The sequence below is a fragment of the Dolichospermum heterosporum TAC447 genome, from assembly GCF_024584745.1.
GTDB lineage: Bacteria > Cyanobacteriota > Cyanobacteriia > Cyanobacteriales > Nostocaceae > Dolichospermum > Dolichospermum heterosporum.
In genome coordinates this window covers 1,405,926-1,430,697 of record NZ_CP099464.1, presented here as the reverse complement: position 1 = coordinate 1,430,697, position 24,772 = coordinate 1,405,926, and the positions used below count along the sequence as shown (strand labels likewise).

The 24,772-nt window shown below is 39.7% G+C and carries 26 protein-coding genes; 17 read left to right on the top strand and 9 right to left on the bottom strand.

Translation table 11 applies throughout. From position 1 onward, the window contains the following. Positions 1 to 173: 173 nt before the first annotated feature. The gene (locus tag NG743_RS06385) at positions 174 to 1,322 is read right to left on the bottom strand and encodes a homospermidine biosynthesis protein (protein WP_193962684.1); all 1,149 of its coding nucleotides are present in this window, start codon (positions 1,320 to 1,322) and stop codon (positions 174 to 176) included. A gap of 217 nt (positions 1,323 to 1,539) precedes the next feature. Here NG743_RS06385 and NG743_RS06380 point away from each other — a divergent pair, with 217 nt between their 5' ends. The 5 genes from NG743_RS06380 to cobO all read left to right on the top strand — a co-directional run bounded on the left by NG743_RS06380 (position 1,540) and on the right by cobO (position 4,327). Then, positions 1,540 to 1,899 carry a DUF433 domain-containing protein gene (locus tag NG743_RS06380; RefSeq protein WP_027404359.1) on the top strand — a complete coding sequence of 120 codons (360 nt, stop codon included), beginning with the start codon at positions 1,540 to 1,542 and terminating at the stop codon, positions 1,897 to 1,899. After that, positions 1,893 to 2,243 (top strand): DUF5615 family PIN-like protein, encoded by a 351-nt coding sequence (locus NG743_RS06375; RefSeq protein ID WP_027404360.1) that lies wholly within the window; start codon positions 1,893 to 1,895, stop codon positions 2,241 to 2,243. Before NG743_RS06380 ends, NG743_RS06375 begins: the two co-directional genes overlap by 7 nt. A gap of 595 nt (positions 2,244 to 2,838) precedes the next feature. Beyond that, the gene (locus NG743_RS06370; protein ID WP_027404361.1) at positions 2,839 to 3,132 is read left to right on the top strand and encodes a DUF433 domain-containing protein; all 294 of its coding nucleotides are present in this window, start codon (positions 2,839 to 2,841) and stop codon (positions 3,130 to 3,132) included. Continuing rightward, complete coding sequence (locus tag NG743_RS06365) at positions 3,129 to 3,491, top strand: DUF5615 family PIN-like protein (protein WP_027404362.1); 363 nt, start codon at positions 3,129 to 3,131, stop codon at positions 3,489 to 3,491. The genes NG743_RS06370 and NG743_RS06365 overlap by 4 nt, the downstream gene beginning before the upstream one ends. 158 nt (positions 3,492 to 3,649) lie before the next feature. Next, the gene (gene cobO / locus NG743_RS06360) at positions 3,650 to 4,327 is read left to right on the top strand and encodes a cob(I)yrinic acid a,c-diamide adenosyltransferase (RefSeq protein WP_027404363.1); all 678 of its coding nucleotides are present in this window, start codon (positions 3,650 to 3,652) and stop codon (positions 4,325 to 4,327) included. 235 nt (positions 4,328 to 4,562) lie between these two features. Here the strand turns inward: cobO and NG743_RS06355 are convergent, their stop codons facing one another. The 3 genes from NG743_RS06355 to NG743_RS06345 form a co-directional block, all read right to left on the bottom strand. After that, positions 4,563 to 5,261, bottom strand: a complete 699-nt coding sequence (locus NG743_RS06355) for a hypothetical protein (protein WP_257121712.1) — start codon at positions 5,259 to 5,261, stop codon at positions 4,563 to 4,565. Between the two features lie 438 nt (positions 5,262 to 5,699). Then, entirely contained in the window at positions 5,700 to 6,683 is a 984-nt protein-coding gene (locus NG743_RS06350; protein WP_027404365.1) for an RNA polymerase sigma factor, RpoD/SigA family, read from the bottom strand. Between the two features lie 560 nt (positions 6,684 to 7,243). Continuing rightward, a complete protein-coding gene (locus tag NG743_RS06345) occupies positions 7,244 to 8,974 on the bottom strand; it encodes a helicase HerA domain-containing protein (protein ID WP_027404366.1) in 1,731 nt (576 codons plus the stop codon). Between the two features lie 71 nt (positions 8,975 to 9,045). Here NG743_RS06345 and NG743_RS26830 point away from each other — a divergent pair, with 71 nt between their 5' ends. Beyond that, positions 9,046 to 9,162, top strand: a complete 117-nt coding sequence (locus tag NG743_RS26830) for an alpha/beta hydrolase (RefSeq protein WP_371316531.1) — start codon at positions 9,046 to 9,048, stop codon at positions 9,160 to 9,162. Here the strand turns inward: NG743_RS26830 and NG743_RS06330 are convergent. Then, positions 9,159 to 9,953 carry a glutathione S-transferase family protein gene (locus tag NG743_RS06330; protein WP_027404367.1) on the bottom strand — a complete coding sequence of 265 codons (795 nt, stop codon included), beginning with the start codon at positions 9,951 to 9,953 and terminating at the stop codon, positions 9,159 to 9,161. The two genes, NG743_RS26830 and NG743_RS06330, sit on opposite strands and share 4 nt — an antisense overlap. A 744-nt stretch (positions 9,954 to 10,697) precedes the next feature. On the opposite strand from NG743_RS06330, the gene NG743_RS06325 reads away from it, so the two are divergent. Next, entirely contained in the window at positions 10,698 to 11,357 is a 660-nt protein-coding gene (locus NG743_RS06325) for a fasciclin domain-containing protein (protein ID WP_027404368.1), read from the top strand. Between the two features lie 136 nt (positions 11,358 to 11,493). Here NG743_RS06325 and NG743_RS06320 read toward each other — a convergent pair whose 3' ends face one another. Then, the gene (locus NG743_RS06320; RefSeq protein WP_027404369.1) at positions 11,494 to 12,045 is read right to left on the bottom strand and encodes a YciE/YciF ferroxidase family protein; all 552 of its coding nucleotides are present in this window, start codon (positions 12,043 to 12,045) and stop codon (positions 11,494 to 11,496) included. A 297-nt stretch (positions 12,046 to 12,342) separates the two neighbouring features. Here NG743_RS06320 and NG743_RS06315 point away from each other — a divergent pair, with 297 nt between their 5' ends. Together NG743_RS06315 and NG743_RS06310 are read left to right on the top strand one after the other, a co-directional pair. Further along, positions 12,343 to 13,026 carry a HEAT repeat domain-containing protein gene (locus NG743_RS06315; protein ID WP_027404370.1) on the top strand — a complete coding sequence of 228 codons (684 nt, stop codon included), beginning with the start codon at positions 12,343 to 12,345 and terminating at the stop codon, positions 13,024 to 13,026. A gap of 75 nt (positions 13,027 to 13,101) precedes the next feature. Next, positions 13,102 to 13,668, top strand: a complete 567-nt coding sequence (locus tag NG743_RS06310; RefSeq protein ID WP_027404371.1) for a phycobiliprotein lyase — start codon at positions 13,102 to 13,104, stop codon at positions 13,666 to 13,668. Positions 13,669 to 13,954: 286 nt separating this feature from the next. Here the strand turns inward: NG743_RS06310 and NG743_RS06305 are convergent, their stop codons facing one another. Next, on the bottom strand, positions 13,955 to 15,433 hold the full coding sequence (locus NG743_RS06305; RefSeq protein WP_027404372.1) for a site-2 protease family protein: 1,479 nt from the start codon (positions 15,431 to 15,433) through the stop codon (positions 13,955 to 13,957). A 164-nt stretch (positions 15,434 to 15,597) separates the two neighbouring features. Here NG743_RS06305 and NG743_RS06300 point away from each other — a divergent pair, with 164 nt between their 5' ends. Then, positions 15,598 to 16,305 (top strand): MBL fold metallo-hydrolase, encoded by a 708-nt coding sequence (locus NG743_RS06300; protein WP_027404373.1) that lies wholly within the window; start codon positions 15,598 to 15,600, stop codon positions 16,303 to 16,305. Between the two features lie 214 nt (positions 16,306 to 16,519). Here NG743_RS06300 and ctpA read toward each other — a convergent pair whose 3' ends face one another. Then, positions 16,520 to 17,773, bottom strand: a complete 1,254-nt coding sequence (ctpA, locus tag NG743_RS06295) for a carboxyl-terminal processing protease CtpA (RefSeq protein WP_027404374.1) — start codon at positions 17,771 to 17,773, stop codon at positions 16,520 to 16,522. Between the two features lie 394 nt (positions 17,774 to 18,167). On the opposite strand from ctpA, the gene petB reads away from it, so the two are divergent. The 4 genes from petB to NG743_RS06275 all read left to right on the top strand — a co-directional run bounded on the left by petB (position 18,168) and on the right by NG743_RS06275 (position 20,699). Then, positions 18,168 to 18,815 (top strand): cytochrome b6, encoded by a 648-nt coding sequence (gene petB, locus NG743_RS06290; protein WP_027404375.1) that lies wholly within the window; start codon positions 18,168 to 18,170, stop codon positions 18,813 to 18,815. Positions 18,816 to 18,997: 182 nt separating this feature from the next. Next, positions 18,998 to 19,480: a cytochrome b6-f complex subunit IV gene (gene petD / locus NG743_RS06285; RefSeq protein WP_027404376.1), complete on the top strand. Its 483-nt coding sequence runs from the start codon at positions 18,998 to 19,000 to the stop codon at positions 19,478 to 19,480. 233 nt (positions 19,481 to 19,713) lie between these two features. Continuing rightward, positions 19,714 to 20,160 carry an ATP-binding protein gene (locus tag NG743_RS06280; protein ID WP_027404377.1) on the top strand — a complete coding sequence of 149 codons (447 nt, stop codon included), beginning with the start codon at positions 19,714 to 19,716 and terminating at the stop codon, positions 20,158 to 20,160. Between the two features lie 167 nt (positions 20,161 to 20,327). After that, a complete protein-coding gene (locus NG743_RS06275; protein WP_027404378.1) occupies positions 20,328 to 20,699 on the top strand; it encodes a hypothetical protein in 372 nt (123 codons plus the stop codon). A gap of 166 nt (positions 20,700 to 20,865) precedes the next feature. On the opposite strand, the gene rimI is transcribed toward NG743_RS06275, so the two are convergent. Further along, positions 20,866 to 21,387 carry a ribosomal protein S18-alanine N-acetyltransferase gene (rimI, locus tag NG743_RS06270; RefSeq protein ID WP_027404379.1) on the bottom strand — a complete coding sequence of 174 codons (522 nt, stop codon included), beginning with the start codon at positions 21,385 to 21,387 and terminating at the stop codon, positions 20,866 to 20,868. Between the two features lie 125 nt (positions 21,388 to 21,512). Between rimI and lysA the strand changes: the two genes are divergently transcribed. The 3 genes from lysA (at position 21,513) to uppS (ending at position 24,725) form a co-directional block, all read left to right on the top strand. Then, positions 21,513 to 22,925 carry a diaminopimelate decarboxylase gene (gene lysA, locus NG743_RS06265; RefSeq protein ID WP_027404380.1) on the top strand — a complete coding sequence of 471 codons (1,413 nt, stop codon included), beginning with the start codon at positions 21,513 to 21,515 and terminating at the stop codon, positions 22,923 to 22,925. A gap of 100 nt (positions 22,926 to 23,025) precedes the next feature. After that, entirely contained in the window at positions 23,026 to 23,979 is a 954-nt protein-coding gene (gene cdaA, locus NG743_RS06260; protein WP_027404381.1) for a diadenylate cyclase CdaA, read from the top strand. Next, a complete protein-coding gene (uppS, locus tag NG743_RS06255) occupies positions 23,976 to 24,725 on the top strand; it encodes an undecaprenyl pyrophosphate synthase (protein WP_027404382.1) in 750 nt (249 codons plus the stop codon). The genes cdaA and uppS overlap by 4 nt, the downstream gene beginning before the upstream one ends. Positions 24,726 to 24,772 lie beyond the last annotated feature (47 nt).

The following is a 24,772-nucleotide window of genomic DNA, read 5'->3' as shown; positions in this document are numbered from 1 at the left end:
GCCCACAATATTAAGTAGTGAGACAGAATTAATTACACAATGTCATTAAGTTAGCGCAGCGTGGCGTTAGCTATATGGAACGAAGTGAAATGAAGCAATCGCCAGGGTTGTGATTGCTTCCCTTCCCTCGCAATGACTGTAAATATTTTTGTCCAATTACTTATAATAAAACCCTAACCTTTCACTGGTGTACCGCAAGGATAAGTAGCTGCTTTGGCATTACTACCCTGACTAACAGGCTTGTCCTTAACCGCTAGATAATCCTTTTGCAAAGTATTTAACAAAGCTTCCCGTCCATCATAGAGCCGCTTTAGGGGGCGTGGTGGACACTGATTCAGAACATAAGCCGTCACCAAAGGCAGAGCAATCGTACTGTCGGTATAACAAACAATAGCGCTAGGTAACTCATCTGGGTCAATCTTACCCCAACTCACCGCCTCTGCCGGAGTCGCACCGGATAAACCACCAGTATCAGGACGGGCATCAGTAAACTGCACAAAAAAATCATGTCCCCGTTCTTCCAATCCTAAAACCTCGTGAAGTTGCGGTTGTGTTTGTAATAAAAAGTTTTTAGGACTACCACCACCAATAATTACCGCCGCACTTGTCCCCTCATTTTCTCGCGCCCCATAAACAATCGCTGCGGTTTCGTTGACATCAATGGACGGATCTATTACCAGCTTTGAACCTTCTAAAGCCAAAGCGGCGACATTCATCCCTATGGAACTATCCCCAGGAGAAGAAGTATAAATAGGTACGCCACACTCATAAGCTGTCGCCAATAAACAGGAATTTTTCACACCCAATTGCTTTTCTATTTCCCAGACGCACTTACCCAGTAAATGATGAAATTCAGCCGTTCCCATGGGTTTTTGGAAAGGTTCAGCTTGGAGAACTTTGCGAATAAAAGCATCGGTTTCTAGCAGTACATCATAACCAAAAACAATGTCATAAATTCTAATTGTCCCCTCTTCCCGCAACTTAACATCATCTAAAAAAGGACTACCAGCAAATAGTTCAAACCCCAAACCATAGTGCATATCATGGTAAAGATTCGCGCCAGTGCTAATCATCCAGTCAATAAAACCATTGCGAATTAGGGGCGCAAGGGCGGAAACCCCGAAACCTGCCGGTGTCATCGCCCCAGACAGGCTAACTCCCACAGTGACACCCTCTTGAAATACTTCCTTAGTCAGCAGTTGACAGGCTTCCCGCAACCGGGCTGAGTTGTAAGCGGTAAAATAGGTATCAATCAAGTCAACCACGCTAACATTGTTAGACATGGGAATAGGTGCAATTTTCTTACCTGGCTTTTGTGACATTTTTGGGAAATCCTGAATAGTAAATATGCTGAATCTAATGTTATCGTATTCAAATGTACGGAAGTTGCTAAAATGTTCTGAAGCGATATAAATTAGTGACAATGCTTAAAAGAATACTTTGGGAGTCATCCAATTTTCTATTTCTATTTAAGTAAATTCAAAGGTATATCTAAACCAATATTTGCTATTATTAAACATAACTAACTTGTTATTAATTATGGCACAAGCGTTAGTGAGTCTCTCTGAAGGAATCGCATCCGAACCCGCACCATTGGAATTTACCACTGATGGTGTCATTAGGATAGGCAAAACTCGTGTAACACTAGATACGGTAATTGCTGTTTTTAAACAAGGAACAACAGCAGAAGAAATTGCTTACCGTTATCCATCCCTTAAACTTGCTGATATCTATGCTACCATTGCCTTTTACCTCAATCATCAACAAGAAGTGGAAGCGTATCTACAGCAAAGACAGCAACAAGCACAGGAAATTCGCAGGATGAATGAGGCAAAATTTGACCCCCAAGGGTTGCGTGATAGATTGCTGGCGAGGAAAGCAGAACGGGAAGTATGTTGAAACTGCTTGCTGATGAGAATTTTGATAATACTATTGTGAGGGGATTGTTGCGACGTAACCCAAATATTGATATTGTCAGAGTCCAAGATGTTGGTCTTTTGGGTGAAGATGACCCGACTATCCTGGCATGGGCAGCCCAAGAAAACCGAGTTTTACTTACTCATGATGTCGCTACAATTACAAACTATGCCTATAAACGAATCACACAAGGTCAGCCAATGCCAGGAGTTATTGAAGTTATTACAGATACACGAATTGGGCAGGTGATAGAAGATATTCTGCTTCTGATAGAGTGCTGTTTAGAGGGAGAATTGACAGGACAAATTTACTATCTTCCTCTGTAAAAATCAAATCGTACTTAAAGGAAAATGGTGATAAAATGGGCGAAACTTAAGATATTTGGAGCATAGAGGTTATTATGGGTGACGCTAAAGATTACTCGGAAATTAAGTATATAGGATTTACGCATTGACAAGATTCCCCAAATATGTGAGATGTGAGGTAAATTTTATCCCTTGTAGGGTGCGTCAGACACGATATTTTGACAAAAAAACAGATTCCCTCTATCTGACGCACCCTACTCAATAAGTTATTCCCAAAGCCGAAAACGACCCAATTTCCTTCATTCATATCATGGTAAATTTGTACAGTGCGTAAGTCCTATGAGATTGAATCCCACCGAGAATCATTCTTGACATTTCTTGAAGAATTACAAAGGGAAATTACAGATAAAGTTTGGGAATTAGAAATCAGTAGAGAGCAATTAGAACTTTGTTTTAATGTTGGTTCGATTGAGATATAAAATATAAGCAGAGTAAAAGCTTAAAAAGAGCGACTTAGCGTTACTCTGCGGCGAAAAATGCGATTTCTATGGAGTGCTTCGCTATCGCTCTTTTTGGTTTACAATAAGATTATTTCAGAGGATTAAGTCAGAAACCGATGCCAACCCTCACAGACATTTCCACTTTGATTGTTAGCACACCAGGTACTTGTGGTGGTCGTCCGCGCATTGCAGACACTCGCATTACTATTCAGTATATTGTCAATGAGATTAAATCTGGTATCACTCCAGAAGAAATTATTGAAGATAAGCCTTTTTTGACAATTGCAGGTATTTACACTGCGTTGGCTTATTATTATGCTAATAAGGAGTTACTCGATGCTGAATTTGCCGCATATCAAGAAGAATGTCAGCGACTCGAAGCAGAATATAAAACAGGACATCTCTCGTGAATCGTATTTGCTTCTATTTGGATGAAGACACTATAAAAATCGCACTTATACAAGCATTAAGAAATGCTGATTTGGATGTTGTTACAGTTACCGATGTTAAGAGATTGGGTTATGCCGATGAAGAACAACTAATATGGGCAACAGAACAAAAGCGAGTAATTTATAGTTTCAATATCGGTGATTTTTGCAGATTACATCGTGATTTTATGGCTGAGGATAAAAGTCATACTGGCATAATTTTGGCTTCACAACAGCAATACTCAGTTGGTCAACAACTCCGAGGATTATTGAAACTGGCTGCTGACAAGTCAGCCCAAGACATGGTTAACGAATTGGTATTTCTTAGTGCTTATGTTTAAAAATTACTGAAAAAATAAATGCTATCAATTTTGAATTATTAAGATCGCAGCTAACATAATTTATATAATTTCTGGTCTATCATGACTCATGAATTTATTAAAGCCGAAAAATTATACTTCATTGTCTTAGTGTTAACAGTTATTTATCAACAGGGTTTATGAAAAGCGACACTCCAGAAGAATTAAATCCAGATCAAGAAATTTCCCGGTTAATTGATGAGGTGATTTCATCATCCCAAACTGATGAAAAATACCGTCAGAAAATGCAGCGACGGAAAGAAGTCCAAGATCAAAGAATAGCTAAAGCCATACCGGAAAAAGGTTTAATTATCGTCAATACTGGTCATGGTAAAGGTAAAACTACAGCGGCTTTGGGAATGGTGTTGCGATCGCTCGGACATGGATATAAAGTAGCTATAGTGCAGTTTATCAAAGGCGCATGGGAACCAGCAGAAAAACGCGCTTTTAGCCATTGGGAAAACCAACTGGAATTTCATGCAATGGGAGAAGGCTTTACATGGGAAACTCAAGATCGTGATCGTGATCTTGATAAAGCTGCTGCTGCTTGGGAAAAATCCCTAGAATTTATCAACAACCCAGACTTTAAATTAGTTCTCCTCGATGAAATTAATATTGCTCTGAAACTGGGTTATTTACAGGTTGAAGAAATATTAGCAGGTTTAGCTCAAAAACCAGCAGACAAGCACGTAATTCTCACGGGAAGAGGCGCACCACCGGCATTAATTGAAAAAGCCGATTTAGTCACTGAAATGACATTAGTTAAGCATCCTTTTAAGGATCAAGGGGTGAAAGCTCAAGCAGGAATTGAGTATTAATTCAAATTAGTCATTAGTCATTGGTCATTAGTCATTGGTCATTGGTCATTGGTCATTAGTCATTAGTCATTAGTCATTGGTCATTAACTTATTTCTCCCTGCTTTATAGCATTTCCTAATCATATCGAGTATATTTATAGCCTCCTCCTCGCTTGCGGGGAGGGGTTTGGGTTTGGGGTTCTTGTACTTCACTAAAAATGCTATATCCCAAGGATAATTATTTACGTTCACCTACTTATTTAAAACCATCGCTTTCTTGTTGACATATCTGCAAAATTTCCCTATCATTAGAACTTACAGAACTCAACTGATGATAGTCTTGTAAAGTTAATGAATAAGGATAAGTTGTGAACTCATTTTCATTAACTTTAGGGATCGTACTTGCTGTAGAAACCTCCATTACACCAACTTCACCGGGAGAACTTTTCACTGTCATTGCTAATTCTCCTGACTTAGCCAAAGTTCCTTGAAAACAACTAAATTCAGAGTGAGGAACATACAAAGCACCAATAATTTTACTTTGTTGTTTTTGAAAGAGAATGTAACCTTGTCCTAATTCATTTGGTGTGGATGATTGTCCATAAAGATAAGTCCCATCTTGTTCGGGAAATTGGATTTGTCCTTTTCTCCCCAATTCTCTCATATTTGTAGATAATGTTGTGATATTTTCTGTTAACTTATCAGTAGAGATTTGATTAGAAATATTCACTGGTGATTTTTGCATACCTTCCTCTTTAATCACAGCAGAATCAAAGTTAATCTGTCTTTGATTTATGGGTACTACGTAATTAGTAGTTAAGTCCGTTGATGAGAGGAGTTTGTAATGTTGTTGACTAGAATAACTAATACCCAAAATACCAGCCGAAACAATTAGTCCAACAATGGGAAATTTAAATTGGCTAGAAGTCATTAATTTGGAAATATGATTAAGCATCGGATTTCTCCTGTAATAAAGTTAACTATTGTTGTTTCCTGGATTTTTGCCATAATAACTGAATACTCATTACTGACGATTCCCTCAAAAGTTTTATCTATATATTTAATTTTAAATTCAGCAAAAACTCACTATTTATGTAAATTTGGGGAATAATCTCAGATTATCATTAGTTAATAAATTTTATCCATCACTTCATAAAATCCTCCACTGGAGGGATGTAAAATCGAGATTGAAAATTCTCAGCCTGTTTCAATGTTTAATTCTTGTATTGATTTGCCAGTAGATACAACTTCCCATCTACAGATTTCGCAAAATAAATCAGAAATTTGCAGAACTTTTGTTATTTCCTCCAAAAAAAATCGCCCCCTGTTTTCAACTCAGGAGGCGCATCACCAAGAGGGATGCTTCAATATACAATTCTGCGCGTATACTGTTTTAGCTGGCAACGTATTCTTTGACATTAGCTCGACGGCGACGTAAATGTGCAAGGGCTTGATGCTCTAACTGGCGGACTCGTTCCCGACTGAGGTTCAACCGTTCACCAACTTTCGCCAAGGACATTTCATTTCCATCTTCTAAACCAAAGCGTAAGGCGACAACTTGACGCTGTTGGGGTGTGAGTTCTGCAAGTAAATTATTCAAGTCTTGACGTAGAAACTCTTGAGTAGTGTAATACTCAGGGGAAGGACCGTCATCTTCCAACATTTCTTGTAATTCGGTATCTTGGTTTTCACCGACGCGCACATCTAAAGAGACTGGTTGACGCGCCATATTCAGATATTCACGAATCTGAGCCGGTTCTAACTCCAGTTCTTTGGCGATTTCTGTCGGTGAGGGTGATCTTCCTAGCTTTTGTGCTAACTCCCGTTGAACTTTTTTAATTTTGTTCAATTTTTCGGTAATATGGATTGGTAGGCGAATGGTTCGACCTTGTTGGGCGATCGCTCTGGTAATTGCTTGACGAATCCACCAGTAAGCATAGGTTGAGAACTTATAACCCCGCATAGGATCAAATTTCTCCACACCCCGTTCTAATCCCAAAGTACCTTCCTGGATTAAATCCAGAAATTCCATATTTCGCTTTTGATATTTTTTCGCAATAGCTACAACCAAGCGTAAATTAGCCTCAATCATTTTTTGCTTGGCTCGCTTACCTTGTACCATCAGATGATTTATTTCTGTTTCTGATTGATTAACACGGGCAGCCCATTCTGATAAACTAGGTTCATGATCAATTTCCTTGCTCAAAGCTTCTTTAGCTTCTAGCAGCGTCATCATCTGCTGTACTTGTTTACCGTAGACAATCTCTTGTTCACGGCTTAACAAAGGTACACGACCAATTTCTCGCAGATAGGTTCTGACCATATCAGCGGTAAATTTCGCATTGACATTCTCTGTATTATTTTTAACTGTAGCCATTGGTGCTTTTATCCTCTACTCCTTAAACATAATCAATATTTTTTTAACAAAGGCAATTCGTAAGCTTACAATATACATCACTGGATATGAAAAGCTACCATCAAGCATGATTGATATTGATCCAACCTTTATGAAGATGTTGTTAGTCTAAAAATATGTCTCCTTACCCTCTCTATAATTTTGATTTTGGAGTTTTAGCAGAAATACATTGGGTTGGTGGCTAGAATTCTTTTGTTTAAGTTATCTAGTAGTCGTTTTGAAAACGGAGTCAGTATGAGTTTACATTGGTTTTATGTTACGACAAACAGAGCCAATAGTAAAGTTCCCAGATAATAAATACTCCAGTAATCAAGCTAAAAAGTTGATGATTATGGAAACTATTGTTTTTTAACTTCCAAAAACTGTGTTCGCATATCCATAGTGACGCGAAAATCCCTCGAAAGTTGCTTTTGATTAGCCGGATAACCGAACTTGAGCTATTTGGGTAATTGGTAATGGGTAATGGGTAATGGGTAATGGGGATTCTAACTTCTTTCTTCTCCCTGAACTCCTGACTCCTACTAAAATCCTAAATCTGCTTTTGCTAGTTCAGCAGCGGTGAACACTTCCTCATCTGTTTTTTCTTCCCAAGCGATCGCACCAATTTCGGAATAAAAGGTAGAATCATAGGGACGAGTCCGCACGACTACTGGCATAGGAACAGCATGACCCAAAATTAGTGCTTGTTGTTTAGAGTCCAACTTAGCTAAGACTGAGCGTAAACCACCCGCACCAGATACACCTGTAAAAATAGCATCAATATCTTTTTCGTCATTCAGCAAAGCGGTGATTCGAGTCCCAATCTGAGACATGACTTCATTATCTATCCCTGATGGACGTTGATCAACTACCAAAAGCGTGACAAAATATTTTCGTAGTTCTCTAGCAATAGTTCCAAAAATTGTACTTTGTACCACTCCTGGGTCAAGAAAGCGGTGTGCTTCCTCTATTGTAATCATTAATGGTGTCGGCCGATCCAAAGGATTTTTACTTTGGAGAAATTTATCAGCTTTTTTGACATAATGCTCATGTATCCGTCTGGTAATCATATTTGTCACCAACATATATGAGAGCATATTGGACTGGGAACCAAATTCGATAACTACGTTTTTTCCAGCTTCTAAAGATTGGACGATATTTTTAATATAATTTTGCGGACAAGCACTTCGCATATATTTTAAACTATCTAAGCGAAAAAGTTTCCGCTGTAATGCCATAATTGAGCCTTTGTGTCCGCGTTTTTCGTCACAAAACATCTCAATATCTTCATTACTCATATTTAGTAATTGAATAATCCACGATTTACCCAACTCTGTAAAGAGGATATTAGCATTATCTAAAGCCGCTTCTGAAAGTCCTAAATCACGATTACATAGTTTTATATCTTCAACTTCGACCTGTTCATAGCTTAGATATAGTTCTTGTGCGTCTCTTACACCTCGGCGTTTTGTTGAATCTGGATCAAGTGTGTAAACTTCAACTTGTCCGGGAAATAGTTGTTTTAAACCTTTTACAGTATTAACGTTCTTTCCTTCTGCGACTGCTTCCCAACCATATTCTGAGTGCATATCAAAAATCAAGTTAACAGCCGCATTCTTACGAATAACCCCAGCTAAAATTAAGCGCGTTAGGAAAGATTTCCCAGTCCCCGATTTACCAAAAATCCCATTACTCCGTTCCACAAAGCGGTTTAAATCAATGCAAATCGGCACATCCATATCTAAGGGTTTACCGATAGAAAAGTTGTTACGATGAGGGTCATCTTCCCAGCCAAACACTTTGCGGAAGTCCTCCTCATTGGCTTCGTAAACTTGGCTAAAGTGACTAGGAATAGTTTTCACAGGTAATAATTCCATCGTCGTACTGGTTTGGGGTTGAAAGGATGCTAAACCAGTGGACGATGGGATAAAAGAATTAGGGGATTTACCATTGTTAGAAAAGCCAGATTCTGAAGATTCAGGGGTAAACATCAACATGGGTGCTAAGTTGATCATCCCATAAGTACCGCTACCTGCTAATACTTCGCGCAAAAAACTATCTTCCCAATTGGGAGGACTAGCTGTAATGCGGTCATTCGCCATACCCAAGGATACATCTGTTAGCATACAGAAAAAGCGCGATCGCATCCCCTGTACCACGAGAAATTTACCTACCCGCATATCTTCCACAGAAATATCTGGGTGTAATCTGACCTCCAAACCCCCAGTCAGAGAACCTTCAATAACAGAACCTAATGGTAATCCCAAATTCATTTTTGTTTGTTGTTCGTTGTTCGTTGTTATAGCAGGGAACAGGGAACAGGGAACAGGGAACAGGAAAAGAAATTATTACCAATTACCAATTACCAATTACCAATTACCAATTACCAATTACCAATTACCAATTACCAATTACCAATTACCAATTACCAATTACCAATTACCAATTACCAATTATTTAGTCAATTTGAATGCTTGTAGGTGCATTTCCTACGGGTGGTGTGATTCCTGGTAATGGTTTTCTAAATTGAGAGTAGATGCGATCGCGCCAAGCGAAAAATGCTTCATAATGAGGATTATTGGCTATACTTGCTAACCCTTTCCCTCTGAGAGATACAGGTAAATCCAAATAAGCACCATCAGGAAACTTCAAAAGCATGGATAAACTAGCAACTGTTAAATCGGCTAAAGTTGGTTCATCACCTGTTAAATAAGGACTACCCACTAATAATTGGGTAATAATATCCAAATCTTGTTTTAAGCTAGTAACAGCCGCATTTACCACATCTGGGGTAAAACCGACACCAAAACCCAGCGCTGACAGAAAATCACTAGGAACACCTTCCACAACACTTCTGAGAATATCTGGAGTAGAAACTGGTAACAACGACTTACGAAAACTCTGATCTTGACTAATAGCTGCAAATAGAACCTTTCTACCTTTAACACCTATAGATTCATCAGCCCAATCTTCCAATAATAAAGTCAAAGCGCGTTTTTTGGGATCTATCGGTATCAGCGGATAATCCGGGTATTCTGAATCTAAATATTTAGCGATTTCTGTAGAATCAGCAATATATCTATTGCCATCTTTTAACACTGGAACTTGCTTTTGTCCAGTTAAACGAAATAATTCTAACTGGCCAATTCCCGGTGCAACTTCAATTTTGCGATACTCTAGTCCTTTATAATCTAGGATTAGACGAACTTTTTCGGAAAATTGAGATAATTCCCACTGATATAGTTCTAGCATATTGTATATTCGGCAACTTGTTTAGTCGTTAATTTTATAATTGTATCTTTAATTCTTAGCATTTTTCCTGTAAATTTACCATTTTCTTGGTTAAGTTGTTGCCCATCAAGTTGGAAATCAATCGAATTTGTGCAACAATCAGGTTCGGATTTTTATGGACATAAATTGATTTAGCACTGTTCGAGATACTTGAAATTTTCCCAATAGTTCATAGCATAAAATAGCATAAAATAGCATAAAAGTGTTGAACTTGTTAGAGGATGTTTGAAAAGTTTTTAATGTATAAATAAATCCCTCTGGTAAACCTCTCCAGTATTAAATGTTGTTCCTTTTCCCTCTCCTCTTAGGAGCTACGGTGTACACACAAGTTATCAAATCACCATTATTCCTCAAATTACCCCACCCTAACCCTCCCCGATGCTTTGGGGAGGGAACTAATTTTTCCTTAATCCCCCCTTCATAAGGGGGGATTAAGGGGGGTAATTTAACTTGTGTGTACGTGATAGCCTCTTAGGAGAGAGTTAGGGAGAGGTAGGGAAGGGGGGATAGGTTTCATCTAATACTTTTCAAACAAACTCTTAGATATTATAAATATTCCTACTCCTGACCACCGATTTTTAGATTCTTTGATCACCTTACCTCAATTTTTGCGAAAAATCTTGTTCCTGAGTCAAGAACCTTTTTGGTTGGCAAAATGTGATAAATCTTGGTATAACTTGTATGCAATCAGGATAAACAAAATTTATGAACGCTAATTACAGCAAATTGTTGCCCAAAATCACAGCAATTATGGGATTAATGAGTATCGCTCTTTTAACTACTATCCCATCTCCAGCCAAAGAAGTCCGCAATCCCAGACCAAATATTTTCAATGAACCACCTTACAATCGTGGTAGCAAACCTAGTGAAACCGCACCGGTCGCCGAACCCAGCCAGCCAGCAACAGAAGTCCCCACTACACCAGTTAGCAAACCCACCCAGTCGACATCAGTGAATTTAGTGACTTTGCTTGAGAAGAATGAATCTTTTAAAACTCTCGCTAAAGCTTTAAAAGCAGCGGGACTTACAGAAACCTTACAAGGAAAAGGTCTTTTTACCATTTTTGCGCCTACAGACGCAGCATTTGCAAAACTACCAGCGGACGCATTAAAGGATTTATTGAAGCCAGAAAATAAGGAAGTATTGGTCAAGATATTAACTTATCATGTAGTCTCTGGTAAAGTCCTCTCCACTGACTTAAAATCTGGGGAAGTGAAAACCGTAGAAGGGGGTGCTATTAATGTTAAAGTTGACCCAGTTACAGGTGTAACTGTAAATGATGCCAAGGTAACTCAGGCAGATATCCAAGGTAGTAACGGTGTTGTTCATGCAATTGATAACGTAATTCTGCCTCCTGATTTATAGATTTTTGAGATTTGAGTGATGAAAATTCGCAAATTAAAATCCCCGAAGCATGAAAAATCGGGGATTATAATATCCGAAAACACTCAGCTTAAACATGATAATTTAAACTGGGTTTTCCTAGAACATACCAATCAGACTAACGAGCCTTAGCAGTAGCCTTAGCTTCAGTTTGCTTTGCTTCTTGAATTAACTGCATCATCAATTGTTCCAGCTTTTGTGCTGTCTGTTCTTCTTGGTGTAAGTTTTGCTCCAACAACTGGACAACTTGGTTTTGTCCCATTTGTTCCGCTATCTTAATTAAACTACGATAACAAGTGATTTCCAGTTGTTCAATCCTCATGTGCCATTCTGCCAGTCCTAAGTCGCTAATTTTGGCATTATCGGCAGCTAGAAGTGCAAATTTTTGACCTTCACTAACTAAACCAGCCGCAACATCACAGGTAATTCGTTGTGGTTGTTCTCCTAGAATACTTAACACCTGTTTCAGGTTTTCGATATGCTGTTCGGTTTCTGGAATATGTGGCTCAATTACAGCTTTCAATTTACTGTTTTGACAACATTGCCACATCATTTGCTGGGCTTCTAAGAAATGATTTTCAGCATCGAACATGATGTTCATTTCATAGATAAGCTGCTGTTGTAAGCTGGTGATTTTTTTCGTACCCGGGCGATCGCTAACTAAAACCATGATCATTCTCCTAATGGTAATTTCGCTGTCTTTAACAGTCGTTCCATTAACCCTACGTCTATTCCGATCTATTCTCCTCTTACTAAAGACACAGTATAGGTGTGAAGTTTTACTGTTATTTAAGTGACGATATCATACCAAAGTCTGAACTATGATTTGTGTGATCTCTTTGATTTAGATGATTAATGGGTTTATTATCGCCAAAAGCATCTAAATCGTCAGAATCACAAGAATCATAGTTTAGACTGCGCTAATTACGTTAAAGTAAAGATAAATTAAGAAATTGCTGTCAAATAAATGGCTGCTCCAAGTTTAGAAGTAATTGCGACTCAGTTAGAAAGTCCAAATTTGCGCGATCGCATGGTAGCTCTTGCTAGTTTGCGTGATATATCTGCCGATGATGCAGTCCCTTTAATTAAAAAGGTTCTAGATGATGAATCCCTGCAACTGCGCTCAATGGCAATATTCGCTCTAGGAATCAAAAAAACCCCAGAGTGCTATTCTATTCTGGTGAAAATTTTAGAAACAGATCCAGATTATGGCATCCGCGCTGATGCTGCCGGTGCATTGGGATATCTAGAAGATAATAGAGCATTAGAAGTGCTATCACGGGCATTTTATGAAGATACGGACTGGCTGGTGCGATTTAGTGCTGCCGTATCTTTAGGTAATATCAAAGACCCTCGCGCCCATGATATTCTCATCCAAGCGTTAAATAGCGAAGAAATAGTCATTCAACAAGCGGCTATTTCAGCTTTGGGAGAAATCCGCGATATAGATTCTGTGACACATATTCTCCGTTTTGCCCAATCAGAGGATTGGTTAGTGCGACAACGACTAGCTGAGGCTTTAGGCAATTTACCGACTCCTAAGAGTGTCTCTGCCTTAAAATATCTAGAGAAAGATAGTCATAAAAACGTTGCTGAATCAGCCAGGATTTCTCTACAAAGACTTGAAGAAACCAATAACCAACAACCTTAGTTGAACTTAAAGTCGCTTCCTAGTTTTTAATAATAAAAGGCATTGTTAAAATTGTGATGCAGGACAACTTTATTTATGAACATTGAAGAATTTTTTGAATTAAGTGCTGGAAAGTGGTTTTCCCATCGCACCAGTCACCATTTAGCGTTCAAGCAGTCAGAAGACGGCAAATCGGACATCGTAATTGAGATGTTAGCCGCTGATCATCCAGAAGTAATTGAACTGTGTGAACAGCATGAAATTGCGCCAAATACGGCTTCCTGTGGGGCGCGAGTTATCTGGAATGGCACAATGGAATGGGACGAAGAAAAACATCAGGGTTCGACTGTTTTAGTCACAGTCCCCAATATAGATAACCCAGATGAAGGTAAATTACTCCGAGCAATGGGTTATGCCGAAAAAGCCCCCGTTTCTGGTAGCTATAAAATCGGTGACGATGGTGCTTTAACTCTGATTACTGAGTATGAAACCATGTGGTCTGAAGAAAGGCTATGGTTTGCCAGTCCTAATCTACGGATGCGGATATGTGTGCTGAAGCGATTTGGTGGCTTTAGTATGGCTTCCTTCACTTCTGAAATCCGTATGGGTAGCACAGATGCTTCTAAAAAGGCTACTGAAGCCGCTAATTCGCAAAAATCCTAGACTAAGTAGTGAGACAGAATTAATTACACAATGTCATTGCGTAAGCGTTGCGTGGCGTTAGCCATATGGAACGAAGTGAAATGAAGTGAAATGAAGCAATCGCCAGGGTTGTGATTGCTTCCCTTCCCTCGCAATGACTGTAAATATTTTTGTCCAATTACTTACAATATTGAGGTTGGTAATGGGTCATTGGTCATTAAGTAGGTGAACACAATAAAACCAAACTGTGTAAAGAAATGTAAAATCGCCCAAACCCTCTTCACTCTTGCCTCTTGCCTCTTGCCTCTTATATATGCAACAAATTAGCTAAAACTTGGGGTAATGGTAAAACAATCAACAGTAACAAAGCCATTGACATTAATCCCATAAAATCACGTTTATTATCTAATTCCGTGACATCGTTTAAAGCAGGTTCGTCAACTAAGGGAACAAATAATAAAATAATTGCCCAAAATAAAAATTCTTCTCGGATAAACGAAAGCATTAGTAATAATAATCTGGCAACTTGACCAATAATCACAGCAGTTCGTTGTCCAAACATAGCATGGACAATGTGACCACCATCTAACTGTCCCACAGGCATCAAATTTAATGCGGTGACAATTAATCCTAAGAAACCTGCAATTGCAACTGGATGTAAATCAATGGCAGATTTTGCAGTTAATTCACTTCCTAAAGCCAACTTTGAGAGTAAAGCTAATAGAATTGAATATTTAGGATTGAGTGCATTGGGGTTTAAAAGTCCGGCTTTTTCGGGTAAAGCTACTATTTCTGAATGAGCTAAACCCCAAATTAATAAAGGTATAGTCATAATAAATCCTGCCAATGGACCAGCCATACTCACATCAAATAACGCTTTGCGGTGAGGTATGGGACTCTGCATTTTAATAAAAGCACCAAATGTGCCTAAGAAGAAAGGTATAGGAATAAAATAGGGTAATGTGGTGCGAATTTTGTAGAATTTTGCTGTTAAATAATGACCTAGTTCGTGAGTTCCTAAGATAGTTATTAAGCCCAAAGCATAAGGTAAACCCTGAAAAAATAATGTGAAATCAGATTCTAGTTGGGTGATATTAAAACCCGCAATTTTCAAGCCGATAAAAGTGGTGCTGAATAAAGTTGCTACTAACAATAGTAATGCTAAGACTGATTCGGAAATTTTTTCTGCGTTTTGTTGGTGATTTTGTTTAACTGCTTGGGGATTGGGAACTAATACAAAGAAGGGTTTATCATTCATTCCTTCTTGAAATATGACTAAGAAGCGATCGCCAAATTGTCCTTCAATATTAGTTTTAATTTGCTCATAAGCCTCACTAGCCATAGTTCGCAACTGTCCCCGACAAATTACTGCTTGGGGACGGTACTCAATATTTTGCACATAATAGACAGACCAAGGAAAGCAGTTTCGTAGTCGGCTTTCTTCTGCTAAGTCTATGGGACGGACAGGCGCTGTTTCTAGGGGAGGATGATTATTTGATGGTGATAGATTTTCTGGAGATTGATTTTCTGGATTTACGGGTAATTGCCGACCCCGATTAAACAATACCCAATATAATAATAAACAACCTCCCGATACCCAAAGAATCAATGCTGATGGGGGAGCTTGTTTAGCACCATATATCAGCGTCCAACCAGTCAATACAAATGCAGGTGTCATTAAAACCAGCCACAATAACCATACAGGGGTTCTTGTAGCCCGTGCAACGCTTTGTTGCATCATTAAATAAGTCAATGACCCCAGAAGGAGGAGAAACCAAAATGCCATATTATTTTCACTATGTTTGATAAAATGCCTTACCTATAATTTTTGTTACAGATTTTAATTATAAGCAAGACTGCACGCCTTAATTTTTCAATCACAGTTCACAGTCATGGTGAATACACTGTAACCTGATTGTTCACCACTCCTCAGTTTGAGTTTTTTCATTTATGTCTTCTTTTCCCCAGCAGTCGAGTTACAAGACTAAACCACCACGTTCTATCTTGACAAAAAGCCCGTCAACGCCAGAAAATCCTCTGATTTTTACGAATAACAGTATTTTTGCCTTTCCACCTAATCGGGACACTTTAGGAGGGACATCTTACTTCATTATCAGCAATGAAGGAAATATTCTCATAGATTGCCCAGCTTTAGAACAAATAAACCAGGATTTTTTGTCCTCACATGGGGGAATTCGGTGGTTTTTTATCAGTCATCGTGGTGCTATTGGTAAAGCCGCAGAATATCAGCAAATCTTAAATTGCGAAATTCTCATCCAAGAACAAGAAGCCTATTTATTGCCCGGTTCAACTGTCACCACTTTTACTCATGAGTTCACTCTCAATGCCACAACGCAAATAATTTGGACACCGGGCCATTCTCCGGGCTCTTCTTGTTTATATTATCGTGAATTTGATGGCGTGTTATTTTCGGGACGGCATTTACTTCCTAACCAGCATGGTGAACCTATGCCACTACGCACTTCTAAAACTTTTCATTGGCTACGACAACTTAAAAGCGTTAAGTTATTAAGCGATCGCTTCACACCACAAACTTTAACTTATTTATGCCCCGGTGCTAATACAGGCTACCTCAGAGGTAAACCCTGTATAGACCAAGCTTACCAAAAAATCACCAACTTGAATTTAGGGGAATAGGTGACAGGTGCTACGCCACGGGGACAGGGGGCAGGGGGCAGGGGGCAGGGGGCAGGGGGCAGTTAAGAGGGGGCAGGGGGCAGGGGGCAGGGGGCAGGGGCAGGGGCAGGGGCAGGGGGCAGGGGGCAGGGGCAGGGGGCAGGGGCAGGGGGCAGGGGCAGGGGCAGTTAAGAGGGAATAGGGAAAGAAATTCTTACCAATTACCAATTACCCATTACCCATTACCCATTACCAAATTCTGACTCAATAGTTCTACAGCCGCCTGATATTGAGTATCTGCCTTTGTGCCGATTTGCTCCCGGTTAAGTGATGGTTGGGGAATAATTTGATCAGGCTTAATTCCCAACTTATTAATATCTCGATGGTTAGGAGTTTCATATTTAGCAATTGTCACCGCCAAACCAGAACCGTCGGACAATTCAAACAAAGATTGAATTAAACCCTTACCAAAAGTTGTTTCCCCAATTAATTGGGCGCGATGATTATCTTGTAATGCACCCGCGAGAATTTCACTGGCACTGGCAGTTCCTTTATTAACGAGAATTACTAAAGGATCTGTGGTTAAAGCCGGTCCAAAGGCTTCATAGGTTCCCTGAATGCCTTGACGGTTGGCAGTGTAAACGATTGTGCCAGAGTCTAACCATAAACGAGCAGTTTCAATTCCCGCTTGTAAGAGTCCACCGGGATTATTTCTTAAATCAAGAATATAGGCAGACGCGCCTTTTTTTTCTAAAATAGAAATAGCTTGTGCCAACTCAGTAACAGCATTGGCACTAAATTGACTCAGTGATAGATAGCCAATCTTGGTTCCTTGGGGGGATAATCGTAAATCAGAAACAACAGGATTCAGCGAAATGCGATCGCGCACCAAGATAACCTCCTGATCCTGTTCTCCTTCCCTGCCAATTAAAAGCGTAACCACGCTGCCTCTTAATCCACGCATCTGCGCCGCCGCCTCATCAAGGGTCAAATTCTCTGTAGATAAACCCTCAATCTTCAAAATGCGATCGCGTGGTTTTAAACCCGCCCTATCCGCTGGAGAATTATTAATGGGTGTAATCACCTCCAAAACACCAGTTTGGGGATTGAGAGTAATTTGTAATCCTACACCAGTTAACTCTCCAGAAGTGCTAACTTGCAAACTGCGATATTTCTCAGGATCAAGAAACCGGGTAAAAGGATCATCCAAACTCTTTAGCATCGCCTGAATAGTAGTATAGGCTGCTTCATGATTAGCAAAATGTCCTTTTAACGCATTTTGTCGCACATCAAGCCAGCTTTGATGGTTAAAAGTCCCATCCAAATAAGAGCGATTAACAATTCGCCATACTTCATAAACTAACTTCTGTTCTGGAGTCAAAGCCGAAGCCGGCGGAACATATCCTGCAAACACCAAACCAAAAAGCAATAGCAGTAAGCATCCTAGCCGCCAAACCCGTTTGTGAATGAACCCTAATTTCAGTGCCATCTCAGACTTAAATTCCCTAAAAATTTCTGTAATGCTCAGTTGCTGATGAAATCTATCTCTCGACTATGTTACTTTTTTTATAGAAGAAGTGCATTCTTCTCATAAAGTTGCTAGTCCAAATTTATGAGCTGCCCATTCTTCCTGATCAACGATAAAATCATCTTTGGAGTCAACATAGTTAGCGTTGGCTCGTAAAGACAAGAAGACAGGAAGATTTATCAAAAATAGGGTGAGTTACACCCAAATCTACGCTCGTGGACAAGTAGAACCCCATTCTCTTGGATGAAGCGAGAAGTGAACCCTCTAACTGAGGTTAGTTGAATAGTCATGGCTGACTAAGCTTCGCATAACAAAACTTATCAACCGCAATCTATTTTTAGGACTTTAAGATTGTATGGCTAACGTCTATGACTGGTTTGAGGAACGCTTGGATCTCCAAGAAATTGCTGATGATATCACCACCAAATACGTTCCTCCCCACGTTAACATCTTCTACTGTTTAGGTGGAATTACCCTAGTATGCTTCCTGATCCAGTTCGCCACTGGATTTGCGATGACATTCTACTACAAACCCACCGTTGCCGAAGCTTTCTCCTCCGTAGAGTACATCATGAATGAAGTCAACTTCGGTTGGTTAATTCGCTCCATTCACCGCTGGTCAGCCAGCATGATGGTATTGATGATGATTCTCCACACATTCAGAGTTTACCTAACAGGTGGCTTCAAAAAGCCCCGCGAATTGACCTGGATCAGTGGTGTTATCCTTGCTGTTATCACTGTTTCTTTCGGTGTAACAGGCTACTCCCTCCCTTGGGATCAAATTGGTTACTGGGCTGTAAAAATTGTTAGTGGTGTACCAGAAGCCATTCCCGTAGTCGGTGTTCTCATCTCCGATTTACTCCGTGGTGGTTCTAGTGTTGGTCAAGCCACACTTACCCGCTACTACAGCGCCCACACCTTCGTTCTCCCTTGGTTAATTGCCGTCTTCATGTTGTTTCACTTCCTGATGATTCGCAAACAAGGTATTTCTGGACCTTTGTAATCAAAGTTATTAGCAAATAGGCAAAACTTGTGTTTCCAGATCATCGTAGTTTGTTTTAAACTAAAGAGAAAATAACTTGTAAGTTGTAGACATAAACTACTATCGGAAACTTGAGCTAGTTGTATTGTTGACAGCTTCCACCAATACTTTAACTTCACTTCAGCCGGAGAGCGCATTTAAAAATGTCAACCCAAAAAAAACCGGATCTAAGCGATCCCAAATTAAGAGCTAAACTTGCCCAAGGCATGGGTCACAACTACTATGGTGAACCCGCTTGGCCTAACGATTTACTCTATATATTCCCAGTCGTAATTATGGGTTCTTTCGCCTGTATTGTGGCTCTAGCAGTTCTAGATCCCGCTTTAATAGGTGAACCAGCCAATCCTTTCGCTACTCCTTTGGAAATTTTGCCAGAGTGGTACTTATATCCTGTATTCCAAATTCTCCGCTCACTACCTAGTAAACTATTAGGTGTGTTAGCAATGGCTGCTGTACCCTTGGGATTAACTCTCGTTCCCTTTTTGGAAAACGTGAATAAGTTCCAAAACCCCTTCCGTCGTCCCGTAGCAACAACAGTATTTCTTTTTGGTACTCTTGTTACCATCTGGTTAGGTATTGGTGCTGCAATGCCATTAGACAAATCCTTAACTTTAGGATTATTCTAAGGTAGTTACAGTTAACACTAAATCTAGTAGCGTCTGTGATTTTCATGAGTATATACAGGATAATATCTGACAAACAAATAGCCGTAATTATTTGATGGTCTAATTGTTACTGGTATTTTGAAACAGATATACTTTTGAAGATCAACAGACGCTAACTGAACTAGAATTGCGGGAAGATTATTTCACAAAAAACAGAACTACTGTTCAATTACTTTCTATTCAAGTCACGGTCAATGCTTAGCATAGTGCAGCAAGACCATCGGACGGTAAGGAGCGATCTTAAGCTCTTAAATCCAGTACAACAATGGTTTGAAGAATTTTGTCAGCAATATTTACCTAAATATGGCTGGTCAGATAGCCAAATTTATCGTCTTAACCTAGCTTTAGCAGAAGGTTTTACTAACGCAGTTCGTCATGCTCATCATGCTTTACCACCGGAAACAACTATAGAAATTCAAGTCAGTTTATGGACTGATAGGCTAGAGGTGAGAATTTGGGATTACGGAAAACCATTTAATCCCGATGTAATCACTGAGCCAGAACCGGGGACTCTACAAGTGGGTGGATATGGATGGTTTTTACTCCGCCGCTTGGCGGATAAAGTTGTATATGAACGTGATTCAGATAGTAGAAATTGCCTGTTGATTGTTAAATATTGTTTGGAAGAACGGCAAAATTAAAAATTGGTAAGCTAATCGGCATTTAAAAATCAAAAGTCAAAATGATTACAACTTGTAATTATTTTGTGATGTTTGTTATGATTCAGACAAGACTAAAAAACCTTGTTCCCCACAAAGAAATAATATTTAAAGAAGAATTAATATTTTATTAGCCAAAAGAAATAGACATGACCTTTAAAAACTTGCAATTTAATTTTGAGAAAATCCGCCCCTGGCTAACCCTGTTAGCGATCGCCTGGTTATTAGCATCATTGGGATTGGGCTGGTTAGTTAATTCCTTGGTAATTATTTTGGGTTTATTGTTTCTTTTACCTGTAATCGCATTCTTTGGGTTTCGCTGGTGGTTACAAAAGAATTTAGTTACTAACCAGTGTCCTGTATGTGGATATGAATTAACAGGGGTAAATAACAGTCAAGTACAATGTGCTAACTGTGGTGAACAACTATTAGTTAAAAACTCTCAATTTCAACGCTTCACACCAGAAGGAACAATTGATGTGAAAGCCGTTGAAGTGCAATCCCAATCACTGGAAGATTAGGAAGTGGTTAGTTGTTAGTTGTTAGTTGTCGGTTGGAATCTAGTAGTTCGTCAAAGTTATTTTGACGGGTAATAATAGGAAAAACTTCTGTTTTCCCTCCCCTACTCCCCCTACCCCTCTTCTCCCCCTACTTGCCTTTACCCGTCATTTTTGGATTGACAGACTACTAGAAGGGTGAATTCATGAAAGTTGCCCATTTATCTAGATTTTTGAGAAAATGTGGTTGTTGTAGTTCAGACAGCCAGAGAATCAAAGCATCCTCATTGTTATCTTTGTAATAACCCCGTCGTTTTCCCGCAGTTTTGAAACCAAATTTTTGATACAAAGAAATAGCAACGTGGTTAGAATCACGGACTTCGAGGGTAGCTCTCTCCAAACCAATATCAGCCGCAGTTTGCAGAAGGGAATATAATAGAGCTTTTCCCAGTCCTTGACCATGATATTGGGGATGAACTGCCAAAATCGTAATGTGTGCTTCCTCTAAAATTGACCAAAAGCACCCCATTCCTAACAATTCGGAGTGATTAAAAGGTGAAAATAACCCCAAAAAATGACTATTAGGACTTTCTAACTCCCGCAGGTAGCCTTCCATAGTCCATAAACCATCAAAACAGGCTTTATCTAGTTCTAATAGTTCAGTTAAATTATCTGTGGTTAAAGGTTGAATTTTTAAGTCGGATGAAATCACAATTTTTGAGGATTGAGGAAGGTTAATTACCAATTACTAATTATCCATTACCAATGAGAGGGTAAACTGGAAATCAGGACATATACTCATGGCCTGATTTTTCACAAAGACAACTCTTATTAGTTATGGTATCGACTTACCCTGTCGAAGTTCAACTTTCTGGCCGTCAATATTTACAGTCAACAAGCGGTGACAGTGCTGATATTTCTCCTAATCAACAACTCTTACCTTTGACGGCGAGAGTTAATGATCATGATCATCTAGAAATCGGTGGCTGTGATGTCACAACCCTAGTTGAACAGTTTGCTTCACCTTTATATATTTTAGATGAGGAAACCCTGCGGACAGCTTGTAGGCAATATCGAGATACCTTTAAGGAATATTACAAGGGAGAATCTCAGGTACTTTATGCTTCTAAGGCATGGAATTGTTTAGCGGTTTGTGCCATTGTTGCCTCAGAAGGTTTAGGAATTGATGTAGTCTCTGGTGGCGAACTTTATACTGCGTTGAATGCGGGTATGAGTCCTGATAAAATTTACTTACATGGAAATAATAAATCTCATGATGAGTTGGTTTTAGCGATTCAGTCTGGATGTACTATTGTAGCGGATAACTGGCATGAATTAGATATGCTGGTGAAAATAGCAGGGGAGAAAACGGAAAATTATTCTCTTTCGCCCATTCGGATCATGCTACGCTTAACTCCTGGGATAGAATGCCATACTCACGAATATATTCGCACTGGACACTTAGATAGTAAATTTGGTTTTGATCCCCATGATTTACAAGAGGTGTTTGCTTTTGTGAGTCAACAGCCTAGTTTAAACTGTGTGGGGTTACACGCTCATATTGGTTCACAAATTTTTGAACGTCAACCACATAGAGATTTAGCGGCTGTGATGGTGCAGTGGTTAAGAGATGCGGCTAAACATGATTTGCAGGTGACAGAATTAAATGTTGGTGGTGGTCTAGGGATTAAATATACAGAATCTGATGATCCACCAAGCATTGCCGAATGGTCTAAGGCAATTTGTGAGGTTGTACAAGCTGCTTGTACATCGGAAAACTTGCCTTTACCAAAGTTACTCTGTGAGCCAGGGCGATCGCTTATTGCCACATCTTGTGTTACTGCTTACACGGTTGGTGCTACCAAGGTGGTTCCTGAAATTCGCACCTACGTGGCGATTGATGGCGGAATGTCAGATAATCCGCGTCCTATTACCTATCAATCAGTTTATCGGGTGGTGGTTGCGAATAAAATATCTGATCCTTGCACCGAAATTGTGACATTGGCGGGTAAACATTGCGAATCAGGAGATATTCTGATTAAAAATGCCCAACTGCCAAAAACTGAAGCAAATGATATTCTCGTAGTTATGGGAACTGGTGCATACAATTACAGTATGGCATCTAACTACAATCGCCTCCCTCGACCGGCAGCAGTTGTAGTGGCAAATGGCGAAGCAAATTTAATTTTGCAACGCGAAACTTATCAAGACTTGATTCGACAAGATCGCCTACCAGAAAGACTTAAATAGTCCGTAGTCAGTGGTCAGTGGTCAGTGGTTAAAAAATCACAAATCACAAATGACAACTGACGACTGACAACTGACAAATGACTATAAGAATCCAGATGTCATGAGAGATTGGTGGAAGCAATGGCTGATAAACCTGGGAGATTGGTCGCAGTCCTTGCTCCTTGGGACTCTGGATATGGTGTTGGTGCTGGCACTGACATACATGATCCTGGTGATTATTAGTGAACGGCGCACATTATGGATGGTGCGAGGGTTTATAGTCTTAATGCTTTGCTCGGCGCTCAGTGGCAAGTTAGGATTACCTTTGCTAAATTTTGTTCTCGAAAAATTGGTGATTGGCTGTGCTGTGGCTATGGCTGTGGCACTGCAATCAGAATTTCGCCGTTTTTTGGAACAATTGGGACGTGGCGAATTTTGGCAATTATTTCAAAATAATGCCAGAGCAATTCCTAAGTCAGATAGTGTAATTGATGAAATTGTTGATGCAATTAAAGAGTTATCAAAAAATCGTATTGGCGCTTTACTAATTTTAGAAACCACAGGACCTATTGAGGAACAGGATTTTTCAGTCCCAGGAGTGAAGCTAAATGCTGAAGTTTCCAAAGAACTGATCCAAACTATTTTTCAACCGAGAACTTTGTTACATGATGGAGCAACGTTAATTCGCGGTTCGCGCATTGTATCATCTGGTATAATTCTACCACTTTCAGGACGCACAGCGTCGCGGCAGTTGGGAACACGCCATCGGGCGGCAATGGGAATTACTGAAAGGGTCGAAAATTGTATTTGTGTTGTTGTATCAGAAGAAACGGGTTCTATTTCCTTAGCGGAAAAGGGAACTCTATATAGACCACTAACTATTAAAAAGCTCAAAGAGTCTTTAGAAACTCGATTTTCTCCGACTGTAGATCGGGAGGCTCATGCACCTGGTCTTTTAGGTTTAGTTCGTCAACTTGGTGATCAAGCACTAAAATTAATGTCCCGGCTACTTGGCTTACCTTGCCTTCGACACGCTACCCGTAGGGATACGACCGCTTCTCAAGATAAAAAATGAAAACACAACAAACTGAATTGCAATATTTACCTCTTGATTTAAAACAAGAATTACTACCTCAGCACGTCGCGGTAATTATGGATGGTAATGGCCGATGGGCAAAAAGTCGTGGTTTACCCCGCATGATGGGTCATAAAGCTGGTGTCAATGCTCTCAAGGATTTGCTCCACTGTTGCAAGGACTGGGGAATTAAAGCCCTAACTGCCTATGCTTTTTCAACGGAGAATTGGCAAAGACCAGAGGAGGAGGTGGAATTTTTGATGAATCTATTTCAGCGCGTTTTACGCCAAGAACTGCGGGAAATGGTGGAGGAAAATGTGCAAATTCAGTTTGTGGGTAATTTATCGGCTTTACCACAGGCTCTTCAGGCTGAGATTTCCCATTCTATGGATCAAACTAAGGATAATCGGAGTATCAGGTTTACAATTGCGACTAATTATGGGGGTAGGCAGGAGATTTTACAGGCTTGTCGGGCAATCGCTCAAAAGGTCAAGGAAGATTTACTACAGCCTGATGATATATCTGAAGAAGTATTTGAAGCTCATTTATATACGGCTGGAATAGCAGATCCAGATTTATTAATTCGCACCAGTGGGGAAATGCGATTATCTAATTTCTTACTTTGGCAAATGGCTTATAGTGAAATTTATATTTCTGATATTCTTTGGCCGGATTTTAACCGTCATGAATTTCATCGAGCTTTATCTGCTTATCAACAACGAGAACGTCGTTTTGGGAAGGTGTGACAATTTGGGATTTTAGATTTGTGCCAAATCCCAAATCCCAAATTAGA

What these genes read in the sequence shown, in the direction of transcription:
- NG743_RS06345 (WP_027404366.1), bottom strand. Translation starts at nt 8,974, where the DNA reads ATGAATTTGGGATTACCATTAGGTTCTGTTATTGAAGGTTCTCTGACT.
- NG743_RS06325 (WP_027404368.1), top strand. Translation starts at nt 10,698, where the DNA reads ATGAACGCTAATTACAGCAAATTGTTGCCCAAAATCACAGCAATTATG.
- NG743_RS06330 (WP_027404367.1), bottom strand. Translation starts at nt 9,953, where the DNA reads ATGCTAGAACTATATCAGTGGGAATTATCTCAATTTTCCGAAAAAGTT.
- NG743_RS06310 (WP_027404371.1), top strand. Translation starts at nt 13,102, where the DNA reads ATGAACATTGAAGAATTTTTTGAATTAAGTGCTGGAAAGTGGTTTTCC.
- NG743_RS06370 (WP_027404361.1), top strand. Translation starts at nt 2,839, where the DNA reads ATGCCAACCCTCACAGACATTTCCACTTTGATTGTTAGCACACCAGGT.
- NG743_RS06320 (WP_027404369.1), bottom strand. Translation starts at nt 12,045, where the DNA reads ATGGTTTTAGTTAGCGATCGCCCGGGTACGAAAAAAATCACCAGCTTA.
- lysA (WP_027404380.1), top strand. Translation starts at nt 21,513, where the DNA reads ATGGTATCGACTTACCCTGTCGAAGTTCAACTTTCTGGCCGTCAATAT.
- NG743_RS06275 (WP_027404378.1), top strand. Translation starts at nt 20,328, where the DNA reads ATGACCTTTAAAAACTTGCAATTTAATTTTGAGAAAATCCGCCCCTGG.
- uppS (WP_027404382.1), top strand. Translation starts at nt 23,976, where the DNA reads ATGAAAACACAACAAACTGAATTGCAATATTTACCTCTTGATTTAAAA.
- NG743_RS06380 (WP_027404359.1), top strand. Translation starts at nt 1,540, where the DNA reads ATGGCACAAGCGTTAGTGAGTCTCTCTGAAGGAATCGCATCCGAACCC.
- cdaA (WP_027404381.1), top strand. Translation starts at nt 23,026, where the DNA reads ATGAGAGATTGGTGGAAGCAATGGCTGATAAACCTGGGAGATTGGTCG.
- petD (WP_027404376.1), top strand. Translation starts at nt 18,998, where the DNA reads ATGTCAACCCAAAAAAAACCGGATCTAAGCGATCCCAAATTAAGAGCT.
- ctpA (WP_027404374.1), bottom strand. Translation starts at nt 17,773, where the DNA reads ATGGCACTGAAATTAGGGTTCATTCACAAACGGGTTTGGCGGCTAGGA.
- NG743_RS06385 (WP_193962684.1), bottom strand. Translation starts at nt 1,322, where the DNA reads ATGTCACAAAAGCCAGGTAAGAAAATTGCACCTATTCCCATGTCTAAC.
- NG743_RS06375 (WP_027404360.1), top strand. Translation starts at nt 1,893, where the DNA reads ATGTTGAAACTGCTTGCTGATGAGAATTTTGATAATACTATTGTGAGG.
- NG743_RS06305 (WP_027404372.1), bottom strand. Translation starts at nt 15,433, where the DNA reads ATGGCATTTTGGTTTCTCCTCCTTCTGGGGTCATTGACTTATTTAATG.
- NG743_RS06300 (WP_027404373.1), top strand. Translation starts at nt 15,598, where the DNA reads ATGTCTTCTTTTCCCCAGCAGTCGAGTTACAAGACTAAACCACCACGT.
- NG743_RS06280 (WP_027404377.1), top strand. Translation starts at nt 19,714, where the DNA reads ATGCTTAGCATAGTGCAGCAAGACCATCGGACGGTAAGGAGCGATCTT.
- NG743_RS06315 (WP_027404370.1), top strand. Translation starts at nt 12,343, where the DNA reads ATGGCTGCTCCAAGTTTAGAAGTAATTGCGACTCAGTTAGAAAGTCCA.
- cobO (WP_027404363.1), top strand. Translation starts at nt 3,650, where the DNA reads ATGAAAAGCGACACTCCAGAAGAATTAAATCCAGATCAAGAAATTTCC.
- NG743_RS06350 (WP_027404365.1), bottom strand. Translation starts at nt 6,683, where the DNA reads ATGGCTACAGTTAAAAATAATACAGAGAATGTCAATGCGAAATTTACC.
- NG743_RS06355 (WP_257121712.1), bottom strand. Translation starts at nt 5,261, where the DNA reads ATGCTTAATCATATTTCCAAATTAATGACTTCTAGCCAATTTAAATTT.
- petB (WP_027404375.1), top strand. Translation starts at nt 18,168, where the DNA reads ATGGCTAACGTCTATGACTGGTTTGAGGAACGCTTGGATCTCCAAGAA.